Source organism: Caldithrix abyssi DSM 13497 (assembly GCF_001886815.1).
GTDB classification, from domain to species: Bacteria; Calditrichota; Calditrichia; order Calditrichales; family Calditrichaceae; genus Caldithrix; species Caldithrix abyssi.
Genome location: NZ_CP018099.1, coordinates 4,340,399 through 4,353,940, shown reverse-complemented (window position 1 = coordinate 4,353,940; position 13,542 = coordinate 4,340,399). Strand labels below are relative to the sequence as shown.

The window sequence follows — 13,542 nt, the reverse complement described above, 5'->3', positions numbered from 1 at the left end:
ATTTGACTTGCGTTAATGCGTCATAAAGTTAGATCGTGTTTAATGCGGAAAGTTACAGATGTCGCTTTGTAGCAGCTAATCATTTTAAAACGTATGCGCTTTTATATGGCGGCCAAAGGTCTGCCTTTAACCGGCACGTTATTTTTCCAGAAAGTCCAGAATCTGCTGCGCGTGGTTTCCGGCGTTTACCTTCTCGAACACATGCAGTACATTTCCCTGCTCGTCGATTAAATAGGTGATCCGTTTGGCAAACAGAAAACCGGTAAAAGTCCCTTTAGCTCCATATTTATCGGCCACGCTTTTTGTGGTATCCGAAAGCAGTGGAAAAGGAAGCTGGTATTTTTCTTTGAACGCCTTATGTTTTTCGGGCTTATCGAAACTTACGCCTAAAACCACCAGGCCTTTTTTCTGCAAGGCATCGTAATTATCGCGCAAATTGCAGGCCTCTGCCGTGCAGCCCGGCGTAAAATCTTTAGGGTAAAAATAGAGCGCTACCATCTTCCCTCGATAATCGGAAAGACGATGTATTTTTCCTTCGCTGTCGGGCAGTTCAAAATCCGGGGCTTTACTTCCTGTCTTCAAAATATCTCCTCCGAACAGCAGTGTACTTAATGCTAAAATAAAAGCGATGCTGAATAGCCATTTCATAATGTCTCCTTTTCTTTACAATAGTATCAACAGAGTTTTCAATTTTAATATTCCCTGAATGTCCCCCAAAATTTCAAACAAAGACCTTATAATCGATTGATATTTAAGGGAATACATTAGCTGAATGTATGAAAAACTCACCTCATTCCCCCGCCTTGCTCTGTGAGTCTTTTTGCAAAGAGAGGGGGAAAAGAGCATACCTAACGTGTTAGTAAGTATGAAATTAGGGGGTGAGTTGTAAAAATAATTTTAGAAAAAATATTGTAATCTTAAAAAATTTGGGGGACATTCAGTTCAATTTTAATATTCCGACTTGCATCATTTAAAAATTATTATAATTTATTAAGAAATTGCGGAGCGTAGCATTGAAACAAAAAGCGGCCTTACTTTTAGCAGACAGTCAGCTTCTTTTCGAGCAGTATGGCGGCCAATCTTTTTTAAAAAACTACCTGGCACAGATAAGCGGCGGCCGGGCGGCCTACATCGGGGCAGCAAACGATGATCGGCCAGAATTTTTTCAGATTTTTACTGCGGCCATGCGCGGATTTTCTTCCGTGGAGTGCCGGCACATCAAAAAAGAATTTAACGAAACAGAACGGGATTTTTTGAGTCAGGCCGATATCATTTTGCTGGCCGGCGGCGACGTTCTTTTTGGCTGGAAAATTCTGGAGCAAACTGGTATGGCCGCGATTATTGTGGAGCGTTACTACGCAGGGGCCTATTTAATTGGCGTTTCGGCCGGAGCCATTCATCTGGGGCTGGCCTTCTCCGATCAGGACGATCAATTGCAGCCCATGTTAAAATGCATCCCCTTTGTGATTGACGTGCATCAACAAGCGGAAAACTGGTCGAGGTTGAAGCAGACCTTAAGTTTATTAAAGAATCCGTATGTTCACGGGATTGGCATTCCTTTTGGCGGAGGCGTTTTGTACCATCCTGATCATTCCATCGAAGCTCTTAACAAGCCGGCCTGGCTCTTTGAGCAGGAAAACGAGCGGCTTAAAAGTCAGCTTTTATTACCGAAGAACTTTAAATTCGAAAACGAGGCAGAAAAAGCATGAACACCGTTTTTTTTCAAAACATCAGAGATTTTTTTACCGACCTGCCATTGCTTAAAGAGTTTTTTATTCTGGCGCTTATTTTACTGGGTTCGTTTCTTGTATATCTGGCTGCAAAGCGCATGGGCAATAAAATAGCCCGAAAATTTGCCGCGCGCACCAAAACGCGGCTGGACGACATTTTTATTGAACACAAAGTCATTGAAGTACTGGCGTTTTTTATTCCCCTGCTCATTATCAAAAACTTCCTTTTTCTTTTGCCGCTTATTGGCAACACGGTGGATGTCATCGTAAATCTATTACTCACCTTTTTATCGGCCAGAACGGTTTCCACCTTATTAATGGCCGGCAACAGCTATTACGAATTAAAACCGCGCGCGCGTAGAAGGCCGATTAAGAGCTACCTGCAGATTGTGGTGATTGTCGTTTACATTGTGGCCTTCATTATTATGATTGGCATTTTAACCCGCCAGCCGCCATGGATGCTGCTGAGCGGTTTGGGCGCTATGACGGCCATTATTTTGCTCATCTTTCGCGATACCATTCTTTCGTTTGTGGCCGGCATTCAGATCAACATGTACGATCTGCTGCATGTGGGCGATTGGATTGAAATGCCGCAATTTGGCGCGGACGGCGACGTAATCGATATTGCTCTGCACACCATCAAGGTGCAAAACTGGGATAAATCGATTACCATTGTTCCCACGCATAAAATTTTAGAGAACTCTTTTCGAAACTGGCGCGGCATGGAAGAGGCCGGCGGCAGACGCATTAAACGGTCGATTTACATCGATCAAAATTCCATTAAATTTTGCGATCAGGAAATGATCGATCGTTTCCTGAAAATTCAGTTAATTCATGATTATGTGAAAAATAAACTTGAAGAGCTGGAACGCTACAATCGCGAACACAATATTGATGACAGCGTGATGGTTAATGGGCGCCGCATGACCAACATTGGTACTTTTCGTGCATACGCCGCGGCCTACATTAAAAGTCATCCCAAAATTAATCAAAGATTGACCAAAATGGTCCGTCAGTTGCCACCCGGACCGCAGGGGCTTCCTATCGAGATTTACGCTTTTACCAACGATATCCGCTGGGAAGTTTATGAGTCCATCCAGGCGGATATTTTTGATCACCTGCTGGCCGTGGTTCCGGAATTTGAACTACGCATCTTCCAGAATCCAAGCGGAAAAGACTTTGCGCAGTTGACCACGCAAATTCATTCACGGGGATGAGCGGCTAAAGGTTTGAGAGAAAGAGTTAGCCTTACGGATCTCGGCTTTTTAAAATTTCTGAAATATTAACGCCTGAGAAGGCTTTTTCATAATATTAAAATGAAGGACTTTTGTGAAATTTTCAGGCCTTCCATGAGCTGGCAATCACCTGACGAGTCGGGTGATGAGTGGCAGGGCGGGAGGCCTATTAAACCATTCAACCAATTATCTATTCAACTATGTGGTAGCCCTCACCCCCTGCCCCCCACTCCCAGAATTAAGGTCTGGGGGTGTCTCAAAAGCGAAATTAAATGTATATTTATTTAAAATCATGAAAAACCTTACATTAGCCCTCACCCCCTGCCCCCTCTCCCGAAAATCGGGAGAGGGGGAATTAAAGGGGGTGAGGGAAAGAAGAAATTTATAAAAATACATTTTCTTCGACTTTTGGGACAGCCCCAGGGGGACAGCTGGTCACATTCACGGCAGGTGTTCTTTAAATCTAACGAGGCGCTTTATTCAATTATTGAACTCTAACGCTTTTACCGTTTTCCTTTTCCGACGGGAAAGGGATTTATCAGGTTGACCTAATGACTCTAAAGAACCATTAAACCATTCAACCAATTAACTATTCAACTAATAAACTCTTACACTTTTCTGATACTTCAATATTATGGTTTACAATTCTTGTTATCTCTGCGATGTGAAATTGATGGCTGTAAGCAACGCTTTAAAATTTTGTTGCCAGGCTTCTTCAATACCCACGCCGGGCAATTCCAGCGTAATAACCGGTATCTGCATTTCGTTGCCGGCAAAGGTGCCAAATGAGCCGGGCGTGGGATAGCCCACATCTCCTTTTACGGGGTAGCCATTGTATTGGGCCATGGCTTCGGCTAACGTTTTAGCGGGGCCATTGTAATTGTTCATCCGCAGATCGGCATGAATGGAAACGATGCGATCCGGGCGATAACGATCGATGAGTTCTATCACCAGCTGGGTCTCCTTTTCGGAAGCGGCTTCAACACCCGGGAAATATTTTTTTTTGGTGTAAACCGGCGACCAGTCTTCGGTGGGGAAGTTGCGGTTTAGATCCACGCCGTTGGCATTAGTACGCGTACCGGCCAGCAAGCCATCCGGGTTGACCACCGGCACCAGCAAAACAAAGGAGCGAGCCAGAGAAGGGTTTTGGTACAGCGTATCGGCCAGTTGAAGCACCAGATGAAAGCCTACCTGTTCATCGCCGTGGAACGCGCCAAAAATGATAACCGTATCCTGGCCAGCGCCCACCTCTAAACCGTAGATGGGATTGTCTTTTTCGGAATAGCCGAGGATCTTCCATGGGAGATTTGATTCTTTTAATTGATCATACTCCCTGATGGTTTTCGATTGTAATTGCCATTTTTGAAAGTAGGGAAGAATTACAAAATAAAATGAGGCGAAAACGATGAGTACAATTAGCGCATAAAAGCCCTTAAAATTTGCGTGCATACAAGACATCTCCTTAAAATGTTTAGACGGCACTAAAAATACGGGCGATCGCCATTCATTGCAATTCTGAAAGATAAAAGGGTTTAAAGATTTCTTTTTCACCTTATGATTTAAATCAAAAATAACATAATAAATTCAGCGCTTATTTGAATATTGAACATCAAGCGTTTAAATTAGACCATCCGCAACCAATCAGGAGTATTTCATGCATCGCAAAATTTTCATCATTTTAAGTTTTGCGCTTATTATTGGCGCTTTCTATTTGATTAAAATGGACAATGGTCAATCTTTTGAAAAGGATGAAGGTATTTCTCAGAAATTGGCCCTGGTTCTGGGCAAGAGCGAAAAGGAAGAATATAAAACCGACCGGCCGGATCAGGCTTTGCTTTATGAAAAATTATTGCGATCGGAAATCGACAAACCGTTTAGTTACAAAGGCAACTGGCGTTTTAAGGCTTATAAACAGGCATCGCGTCCCTTACAATTAAGAAAAACCGCCAATTTAAACTGGATTGAACGCGGCCCGACCAATGTTGGGGGACGTACGCGCGCTTTGATTGTGCATCCGCAAAATGCCGATATCTGGTGGGCCGGAGCGGTTGGCGGCGGAGTGTGGAAAACAGAAGACGCCGGCGCCCACTGGCGTCCTTTAACCGATGATATGCCCGTTATTTCGATTAGCGCTCTGGCCCTCTGTCTGGCGCAGCCCGACATCCTGTATGCGGGCACCGGCGAGGGCTTTGGTAATTACGATCACGTTATCGGCGACGGGATTTTTAAAACCACCGATGGCGGCGAGACCTGGCAGCAGCTCGTTTCAACGGCAGGGAATTCTGAATTTCGCTTTGTCAATCGCCTGGTGGTGCATCCATTGCATCCAGACACCGTACTGGCCGCCACCAATAGCGGCGTTTTCCGCAGCCTGGACGGAGGAACGACATGGGAGCAAGTTCTGAACGTTGGCAACCGCGCGCAGCAAATTGTGGCCAATCCGCTCAATTTTAATACGCTGTACGCTGCCATTCATACCAATGGCATTTACAAATCAGTAGATATGGGCCAAACCTGGCAGAAAATCAGTTCCGTTTTTGGAGAGCATTACCGTGTGGAGATGGCTATTTCTGAAGCAGACACCAATTACCTTTACGCGGCCACGGTTAATTCGGGCGGCCAACTGGCTGCCTTTTACCTTTCTACCGATGCAGGCAATAGCTGGAACAATCTGGGTAGTTCGCCCAACTGGCTGGGCAGCCAGGGCTGGTACGACAACACCCTGGTTGTGCATCCTTTTAATAAAAAGATCGTTTTCGTCGGCGGAATCGATCTTTACCAGCTTCAGGTCAATAACAATGGGATGAGCGCGACACAAATTAGTAGCTGGTGGGGCGGATATGGCCTGCCTTATGTACACGCCGATCACCATTGCCTGGTGACCATTCCTCGTTCCGATTCCAGCTTTGCTTTAATCAGCGCCAATGACGGCGGCGTTTTTTACTCCAACGATGGGGGTATCCACTGGGAGGCGCGCAACAACCAGTTTAATGTTACGCAATACTACGATGCCGATCGTCATCCGCATCTGGCGCAATATGTGGGCGGCACACAGGACAACGGTACGCACATCTCGCCTATTGAACCCAATAGCAACAGCAACTGGACGAGAGCCATCGGCGGCGACGGTTTTGATTGCGCCTGGGATCGTTATGATCCGGGCATTGTTTACGGCACGCTTTATGATTCGCGCATTTTCAAATCCATCGATGGCGGCAATAGCTTTTTTGGGATTAATAACGGCCTTCCCGAAAGCGATGTGTTTCATACGCCGCTGGCCATGGATCCCAATAATCCGGAAAAATTGTTTACCATTTCGGAAACGAATAAGATTTTTGTCACCGAAGATGGCGGCGGACAATGGACAGGTCGTTCCGTTGAACTGGGAGGTTACAGGTGGGTAAGGATAGCTGTTTCGCCCGTCCAGTCGGACATTGTCTGGATTGCTTCATCGGTAAATCATATTAATGTCTCTACCGATGGCGGGCGGACCTTTCAACTGGTTAATCGGCCGGACAATGCGCCCAACGCCTTTTTAACCGGTCTGGCTGCGCATCCCGTCGATTCGGCCTCTGCGCTGGCCTTGTTTGGCGTTTCTGGTTATGGTAAGATTTTTCGGACGCGCGATCTGGGGCAAAGCTGGCAAGACATTACGGCCAATTTGCCGGACATCCCGGTGCATTGCGCCATCTGGTTGCCTTACGACACCACGCAAATCTGGATCGGCACGGATATCGGTCTCTTTATCTCTAACGATAACGGGCAGAGCTGGAATCTGGCAGAAGGTACGTTGCCTGCTGTTTCCATCCGTCGTCTAAAGATTGTTGGCAAGGAAATTGTGGCGGCCACTCACGGGCGCGGCATCTGGGCGCTGTATGACGAAAATTTGCCGGAAATTGTGGCGCCGGCCCGTCCGCCCGTTGTGCGAAGTTTGACTCCGCCCCATCCCATTGAGCATACGATGAAGATCCAATTTAAGACGCGCTATCAATACGATTCACTGCATATTTCCATTAACGATGCAGTGGCGGCAACTATGGGCAGCGTGTCGGCCTATATCGACACCTTTGCCACGGTGGAGGTGACGCCGCCGGATTATCTGGAAATTGAAGTGATCGGTTTTGCCGGCAGTAAACCTTATGTTTCCAATAAAGAATCGTTGTTTATCTACGAAGCGGTGGAAAGCGCGGAGTTTACGTTCAATTCCGGCTTTAGCGATTTTTACGGCGACTTTTTTATCGATAAACCAGCGAATTTTGAGAACAGCGCCCTGCAAACCGAGCATCCTTATTTGAATAAACGTGATTACATAACTGCGCTTGGCCCCCCGATTATCATCAAGAAAAAAACTATTTTAACGTACAAAGACATTGCGCTGGTTGAGCCTGGCGAAGTAGGCTACTTTTATCCCGATTACCGCATGTGGGATTACGTTACGCTGGAAGGTTCAAAAGACGGGGAAAACTGGAATATACTGATCACACCGTATGATTGTCGCTTTGATGTTGCCTGGCGAAGCGCTTACGACGCATCTGCAGATCCGACGCCGGATATGTTCAGGACACACGAGGTGAACCTTTCTGACTTTTACAATGAAGGCGACATTGTTTATCTACGTTTCCGATTGTTTGCCGATGACTATCAGACAGGCTGGGGATGGATAATTGACGATTTTAAAGTAGCGCCTGCCACAGAAACAGCCATTGCCAATCAAACGCAGCCAGTTAAATTTGCGCTGTTTAACAATTATCCAAATCCGTTTAATCCGCAAACGACCATCTCTTTTACGCTGGATAAGAACGGACCGGTTACCTTAAAAATTTTCAACAGCGCCGGCCAGTTGGTCAGAACTTTAATTGAGCAAGAAAATTTATTTAAAGGAAATGTCTATCGCTACGTGTGGCACGGGCGGAACGACAGGGGGAATCCGGTGGCTTCCGGGGTTTACTATTACCGCCTGCAAACGGAAAACCATACTGTGGTTAAAAAGATGGTTTTGATGCGCTGAAGCATTAAAAATTGTTCGCAGCAGGCCGGTGGTATGAATGATAAATGATGATTGATGGTTGATGATTGAATTTGATCGAAGCGGGCAGTTTGCCATATCGATCCTTTGCCGGTGGGAGAGTCCAATCAAGACAATCGTTATTTGAAAATTCTGCGGTAATCTGGATGTTTTAGTAACGGAGAAGGATTTCAATCTCTTTTTCTCTGCAAATTACCAAACCGCGATAAATTTCAATTAAAATCGAGATAAATCACAAGTCTATCATGATAATTTACTTGATGGATTTTGATGCTTTCCCAAGCTGTTTTTTTACCTTCTTAAGGTCGCTAACTATCTCTTGAAGTTGTAATCTTCTTTCCTTAATAAGGCCAACTTCGCTGATGAATTTTTCTAATTTTTGAATAGCGCTTTGAATTTTATCTTGCATGGCTAAACCTCCATTGGTGTCACATAATTTTGATAATCCGATTTTTCAATGAAAAAGTTGAGAACGATTTCTATTTCTTCAATTCCGGTTTTATTGAGCATTAAATCATGATTAACGCTAAAGGAATGAGTGCCCAAATTAATGACTTTACCGTCATCGAAATGCAAACGAAAATAACAGGAAGTTTGATTTAAAAAGGTATCGTCTTTTTCTAACAGAATGGTCCGGCACTCAACTTGATACCCCAATATTTCTGGATTTCCGTCTTCATTCATTTCGGTAACGGGCTTTAATTTGTAATCCTTTTCATCCGATCTTAATTCACCGACATTGATGTAATTTGTCCCATCGGTTGAATACTGTAAAATTGCTTTCATTACAATTTAAGCCTTTCCTGGTTGTACGAACCGACTTCCACGATGGCCTTTGTTTCGTATCTCGGAATCTTTGCCGACACTTCGTCGATCTTAATTGGCCGTTCCGAAACGTTTAGCGAAGCTTGCTCAACTCGCACTAATCGCAAATTCACCTCCTGGAGCTGCTTTACAACCGCCCCTAAATCGGCATAGCGCACGCGGTCGGTATTGATGGCCTCTAAAAGCGTTAAATGCTTTTCCGTCATTCTATTATTGACAATGAATTCTCGATTACTAATTCGGATCAGGTTTTTATCGTCCGTGCCGGATCCTTCCCCTTCAAACAGGCCGCCTTCGGCAAATGCCGGCGGTTTTTGCGATTTAATAAGCGCAATTTTAGCTGCTCCCAGGGCGGTGATAATACCTGATAAAATTGGGCCTGCAACCGGACCGGCTTCGGCCCAGGCTTTCATTACCGCCTGAGCGGTATTCATAATTGTTTCGGTAATGGCTATGGCCTGCTGGATCGCAAATCCCTTTTTGGCAGCCTCCGCTAAACGCCTTTCTTTTTCCTTCTCTAACTGCGCTTCTTTTTGATCGTATTGTTTGTTGATTAAATCCTTGGCCCTCTGTGTTTTAGCATGTTCTAATCGCTTTTGGCGTTCGGTTTCCAGAGCCTGTTTTCGTTTTTCGAATTCCTCCTCAATTTGTTTGCGCGCTTTGGCCCGTTGCTGGCTGTAATATTCGTTAACAACCGATTTTAAATCGTTCCAGGTTTGCATGCCCAATTGCCGAATGGTTTCGTTTTTCTGTTTTTCCAGTTCAATTTCCCGTTGGGCGCGCTGGGCCTGCAGATCAAGAATTTCCGCATTTAATTGTTTGATTTTAGCTTTCCGCTCTTCATCACCCAGGCTTTGATCATTCTGAATTTTTTGAATAGCTTCGCGATTCTTTTGAATCATTAAATCAAACGTAATGAATTCAATTTCCTCTCCCCTGCCCTGGGCGATTAAATCGCGTTTCATTCTGGCCAGTTCTTCCTGGAATTCAGCCTCGTTAAGTTCGGCTTTTAACTGAATTTTAACGGCATGCTCTTCTTTTAAGGCTTTCTCAATATCGATTTGTAATAAGGCGATTTCCTGCAAAATTCTATTGCGCTCTGGTGAACTTTCGGCATACAGATCGGCTATCTGATGCAATACTTTTTTCTTTGCTTCAAGAATTTCGCTTTGCGGTCGTTCTTCAAGCTCCATCATTTTTTGATTTAGCTCCAGGTTTCTGCGTAAATACGCTTCCTGAGCTTTTAATGATTCCTGCCGATATTTCTCTTCTATTTTTCTGCGCTTAGCAAAATATGTGTTTTCTAATGCTTCCAGAACAGCTTCATTTTCAGCATATTTTTCTTTTTGTTTTTCATACCAGTAATTTAATGCCAAAATTTCTTTCTCTTTTCCTTCTCCTAATGCCTCTATCCGCAGTTTTTTAACAGCGTCAAGCGCTTCAGCGTTCTTTTCAATTTCAATTTTCTTTTTTTCTTCTTCTCTTCGTTTAAACTCTTTTTTTAATAATTGATACTTTTGTTTAGTTAATTTTAACGCTTCCTGATCGGCCTCTTTTTGAGCTTTTAATTGGGCATCCCATAAAATAGAGATTTCTTCTCCTAATTCCTCTTCAGTCATAGATTGTAATTTTTGCTTATAGCGATCCAATTCGCTTTCCGCTTCTTTTGTTTTTTCTTTAGCTTCATCCATCTGGGATGATACAATGCCCCAAACTTCCAGGGCAGTCCCGATACCGATTGTAAGCCATCCGATTGGCCCCAAACTGGCAAAAAAGCCCTTAGCCGCCACACCTGCGGCCCGCAAGGCACCGCTCAAACCTAAAAATCCGGCTGACGCCTCGGCCGTATCCGCCGGCAGCGTTTTAAGGCTAATTTTCATCGTCATGATCTGCCGTATAACCGGCAGTAATCCGGTAACTTTTAAAATAACCAGCGTGCCGGTTAAGGCCGTTATAGCGCCAATTGTGCCGCTAATGGCAGGCGGCGCGCTATTCAATACATTTAATACATCGCTTAAGCTTTTTAGCATAGGCGAAAGCCCCACGGCAATGGCCCCGCCCATCGACGTTTTAAATTGATCAATAGAATCGGTTAAATTTGAAAGTTGACCGGCCAGCGTTTCACTCTGTTTTCCCATCAAGCCGGCAAAATTTTTCATCTCCAATATTTTGGGCAAAACGTCGGCTAATTCCTGATAACTGGCTTCCAATTCGCCGTTTGCTTTAATGCCTTTACCGGTTGCCGCAACCCAATCGTCAACCGAAATGAGTAAATCCCGGAACATATCCACGGCAATGCCTTTTTGCCCGGTAACCAATTTAGCGTAAGCGCGAATAGCCTGTTCAATAGGCTTGCCGGAAGCGGCGGCCAGATCGCCTAACATGGTAAGCGTTTCCCGTGAATAACGCCCTAAAGCCTGCAATTGATTGGCTGCTTCGATTACTTGTGGCAACTGAAAGGGAGTGTGGGCTGCAAAATCAACCAGTTCTTGTAAACGTTGTTTAGCCAACTCGGTCGAACCGAGCATTACTTCTAAAGTAGCCTGATATTGCTCGAAATTGGCGGCTAAACGAATGGGCTGGGCAAAGGCATTGCGCAGGACTTCATAAGTACGCTGGAAGCCTTCGATCATCACCCGCGCATTGTCAAAGCTTTGCACGATTTGATTGGAAACCTGCTGCGAAGTGCGGCCAAATCCCTGAAAAGCTTCGCTTAATTCATTAATCGTATTTTCCGTTAAATTAAGCGTGGCAATAGCTTCTTTGCCATCAATTGAGATCTTTATTTTAATTTCATTTGTAGCCATATTAAAGCTCCGCAATATCCAGATTTAAAACCATATTAATTAAATCTGCCTCAATTGAAATAATAAACCAGTTCTTATTCCATAATATTATTTTATCCGTTAAGTCAATGGTAATCGAATTGCTATTCAGCGGGATTTTGATATTTGCCATTAATTTTTTTGCGCCATAAAAATTATAATAATCCTGCGCAATTTGATTTAAATTATCTGAAAATTTAAATACTTCTTTTTCTAATTTATTGGTTGGTATAACATCTAAATTTGTTGGATATTCACCATAATCATTTGCATTGTCAACATTGGTTATTTTTACATATTGAACCGTTTTTTGCCAGTCGTACTTTTTATTAAAATCAATTAACTCATCCGGATTAATAGTTAATTGTGCATATTGCCCTAAAAGATCGAACGTCTGCAGAATAAAATCGCCTTGTATATTGACGAAAAGATATAAACGAATTGTAGAAATTAAGTATTTTAAAGCTTCAAGCGGCTGTTTATCAAAATATGTTGTTACCAATTGATCCCAATAATCCAGAGAAATAGGATAGCGGTCATCTCCGGAAATTCTTCTAATGATATTAGCGCCTGGCCATTGTTTTTTTATAATAGCTTCAATAATAGCTGTAGCGCTAAAAGCTTCAACCTTACTAGTTCCGGTATTAATAAGATGAATGATTTCATTACCAAAATATTCGGAATAATATTGCAAATATCGATTATCAAATTCCCAGTTTCCTGGTTGTGCATTATGAAATTCAACTATGTTTACATTCACTCCTTCACCGGAATCAAAAGCAGTATAGCTGTTTATTACAAAATAAAGATTATTACTATCGCTGATCAAAATACTTCCTAAAGGGACAACATCGTTGTTGTCGACATAATTCGTATTATTATCATATCGTTTGTAAATTTTTATTTCATTAGGATTACCTGTTTCCCAATTTTGATATTTAAATCCACTGCCAGCATCAAAATATTCTTGTGTTCTTGGTTGTGTATTTTCTAAAAACTTTAAAGCATTGATTTTATCTAAAACATCAAATTTAGCTGTTTCGGCTTTGGTATGTTCAACGGAAGATTTATCCAGAATTCCTTCAAAAATTTTGTATTCCGTTCCGCCAAAATCGATCTTAATAGTAAAAATATAATCCGGATTGCTATCCAGATTGGCAAAACTCATTTCGTCGTTTGGAAAAGCGTTTAAGGGAAGTTCTAAACTAACATTATCCAGAGAAATAACGCCAGGCTCGCCAGGCTTTTGACTTTCAACCTGACGAGAGAGGCTGGATACACTCAAAATCTTATCGCTTAAATCAATGGTCGGATTACCGCCGTAATCAAGATATAGTTTGAGCATCTTTGCTAATAAACCTCACTTTTACCGGACGTTTTTCTAAAAATTCGCCCTCGGTTTCCGTAAAATCATCGGTATCCTGCACAATATTCACCTGATAAGTTATTGAGCCAATGGAATTAATGCGCACCGTGTCGCCGCGGGCCAGAGCTTCGATAACGCTCTTTAAATTATTGTGAGCGGCTTGCGATAGATAAGGCCATTCAAATTCGAATAATAATTTATAGCTGCGATAAAAGAAATCGGTGCCGCCGTTCACGTAATCATAACGGACGCGCACGTATTTGCGAAAGACCTTCCATTTGGCGGCCTTTATTTGATACGTGGCCGGATTAGTCAAATTTTCGAATTCGATTACTGGGCTTAACATTGTCAGTTCCTTACAACTAAAAAGGTGCAGATGGCTGCACCTTTAAAATTCATCGATTTCCACTTCTTCATTCTTTTCATCTTGCTTATTTAACAATTTACTCATAAACCATAACGCATCGATGTACTTTTGACGCCGAATTTGCTCGATTCTGGTAAAGTCGCCATCACATAAAAAGAAAATCATTTC

11 protein-coding genes are annotated in these 13,542 nt (G+C 43.3%); 3 read left to right on the top strand and 8 right to left on the bottom strand.

The features are described from left to right. Positions 1–138: 138 nt before the first annotated feature. Positions 139–648, bottom strand: coding sequence for a thioredoxin-dependent thiol peroxidase (bcp, locus tag Cabys_RS17065; RefSeq protein WP_006928150.1), 510 nt, complete (start codon positions 646–648; stop codon positions 139–141). A 365-nt stretch (positions 649–1,013) separates the two neighbouring features. On the opposite strand from bcp, the gene Cabys_RS17060 reads away from it, so the two are divergent. After that, entirely contained in the window at positions 1,014–1,709 is a 696-nt protein-coding gene (locus tag Cabys_RS17060) for a Type 1 glutamine amidotransferase-like domain-containing protein (RefSeq protein WP_006928151.1), read from the top strand. Continuing rightward, on the top strand, positions 1,706–2,947 hold the full coding sequence (locus Cabys_RS17055; RefSeq protein ID WP_006928152.1) for a mechanosensitive ion channel family protein: 1,242 nt from the start codon (positions 1,706–1,708) through the stop codon (positions 2,945–2,947). Before Cabys_RS17060 ends, Cabys_RS17055 begins: the two co-directional genes overlap by 4 nt. A 669-nt stretch (positions 2,948–3,616) precedes the next feature. On the opposite strand, the gene Cabys_RS17050 is transcribed toward Cabys_RS17055, so the two are convergent. Continuing rightward, positions 3,617–4,414 carry a M14 family murein peptide amidase A gene (locus tag Cabys_RS17050; protein WP_006928153.1) on the bottom strand — a complete coding sequence of 266 codons (798 nt, stop codon included), beginning with the start codon at positions 4,412–4,414 and terminating at the stop codon, positions 3,617–3,619. A gap of 205 nt (positions 4,415–4,619) precedes the next feature. On the opposite strand from Cabys_RS17050, the gene Cabys_RS17045 reads away from it, so the two are divergent. Further along, the gene (locus Cabys_RS17045; RefSeq protein ID WP_006928154.1) at positions 4,620–7,973 is read left to right on the top strand and encodes a WD40/YVTN/BNR-like repeat-containing protein; all 3,354 of its coding nucleotides are present in this window, start codon (positions 4,620–4,622) and stop codon (positions 7,971–7,973) included. Positions 7,974–8,244: 271 nt separating this feature from the next. On the opposite strand, the gene Cabys_RS20160 is transcribed toward Cabys_RS17045, so the two are convergent. Genes Cabys_RS20160 through Cabys_RS20155 form a run of 6 tightly spaced genes read right to left on the bottom strand, consistent with a single transcriptional unit; the run spans position 8,245 to position 13,539 of the window. Beyond that, the gene (locus Cabys_RS20160) at positions 8,245–8,400 is read right to left on the bottom strand and encodes a hypothetical protein (protein ID WP_006928155.1); all 156 of its coding nucleotides are present in this window, start codon (positions 8,398–8,400) and stop codon (positions 8,245–8,247) included. A gap of 2 nt (positions 8,401–8,402) precedes the next feature. Further along, positions 8,403–8,777 (bottom strand): hypothetical protein, encoded by a 375-nt coding sequence (locus Cabys_RS17040; protein WP_006928156.1) that lies wholly within the window; start codon positions 8,775–8,777, stop codon positions 8,403–8,405. Next, positions 8,777–11,623, bottom strand: coding sequence for a tape measure protein (locus tag Cabys_RS17035; protein WP_006928157.1), 2,847 nt, complete (start codon positions 11,621–11,623; stop codon positions 8,777–8,779). Before Cabys_RS17035 ends, Cabys_RS17040 begins: the two co-directional genes overlap by 1 nt. 1 nt (position 11,624) lies before the next feature. After that, positions 11,625–12,986, bottom strand: coding sequence for a hypothetical protein (locus tag Cabys_RS17030; protein WP_006928158.1), 1,362 nt, complete (start codon positions 12,984–12,986; stop codon positions 11,625–11,627). Then, complete coding sequence (locus Cabys_RS17025; RefSeq protein ID WP_006928159.1) at positions 12,967–13,353, bottom strand: hypothetical protein; 387 nt, start codon at positions 13,351–13,353, stop codon at positions 12,967–12,969. Before Cabys_RS17025 ends, Cabys_RS17030 begins: the two co-directional genes overlap by 20 nt. Positions 13,354–13,395: 42 nt before the next feature. After that, a complete protein-coding gene (locus Cabys_RS20155) occupies positions 13,396–13,539 on the bottom strand; it encodes a hypothetical protein (RefSeq protein WP_169313633.1) in 144 nt (47 codons plus the stop codon). Positions 13,540–13,542 lie beyond the last annotated feature (3 nt).

Bases quoted from the DNA above. Each gene is read 5' to 3' on its own strand.
- Cabys_RS17055 (WP_006928152.1), top strand. From the start codon at position 1,706: ATGAACACCGTTTTTTTTCAAAACATCAGAGATTTTTTTACCGACCTG.
- Cabys_RS20160 (WP_006928155.1), bottom strand. From the start codon at position 8,400: ATGCAAGATAAAATTCAAAGCGCTATTCAAAAATTAGAAAAATTCATC.
- Cabys_RS20155 (WP_169313633.1), bottom strand. From the start codon at position 13,539: ATGATTTTCTTTTTATGTGATGGCGACTTTACCAGAATCGAGCAAATT.
- Cabys_RS17025 (WP_006928159.1), bottom strand. From the start codon at position 13,353: ATGTTAAGCCCAGTAATCGAATTCGAAAATTTGACTAATCCGGCCACG.
- Cabys_RS17045 (WP_006928154.1), top strand. From the start codon at position 4,620: ATGCATCGCAAAATTTTCATCATTTTAAGTTTTGCGCTTATTATTGGC.
- Cabys_RS17050 (WP_006928153.1), bottom strand. From the start codon at position 4,414: ATGCACGCAAATTTTAAGGGCTTTTATGCGCTAATTGTACTCATCGTT.
- Cabys_RS17035 (WP_006928157.1), bottom strand. From the start codon at position 11,623: ATGGCTACAAATGAAATTAAAATAAAGATCTCAATTGATGGCAAAGAA.
- bcp (WP_006928150.1), bottom strand. From the start codon at position 648: ATGAAATGGCTATTCAGCATCGCTTTTATTTTAGCATTAAGTACACTG.
- Cabys_RS17030 (WP_006928158.1), bottom strand. From the start codon at position 12,986: ATGCTCAAACTATATCTTGATTACGGCGGTAATCCGACCATTGATTTA.
- Cabys_RS17040 (WP_006928156.1), bottom strand. From the start codon at position 8,777: ATGAAAGCAATTTTACAGTATTCAACCGATGGGACAAATTACATCAAT.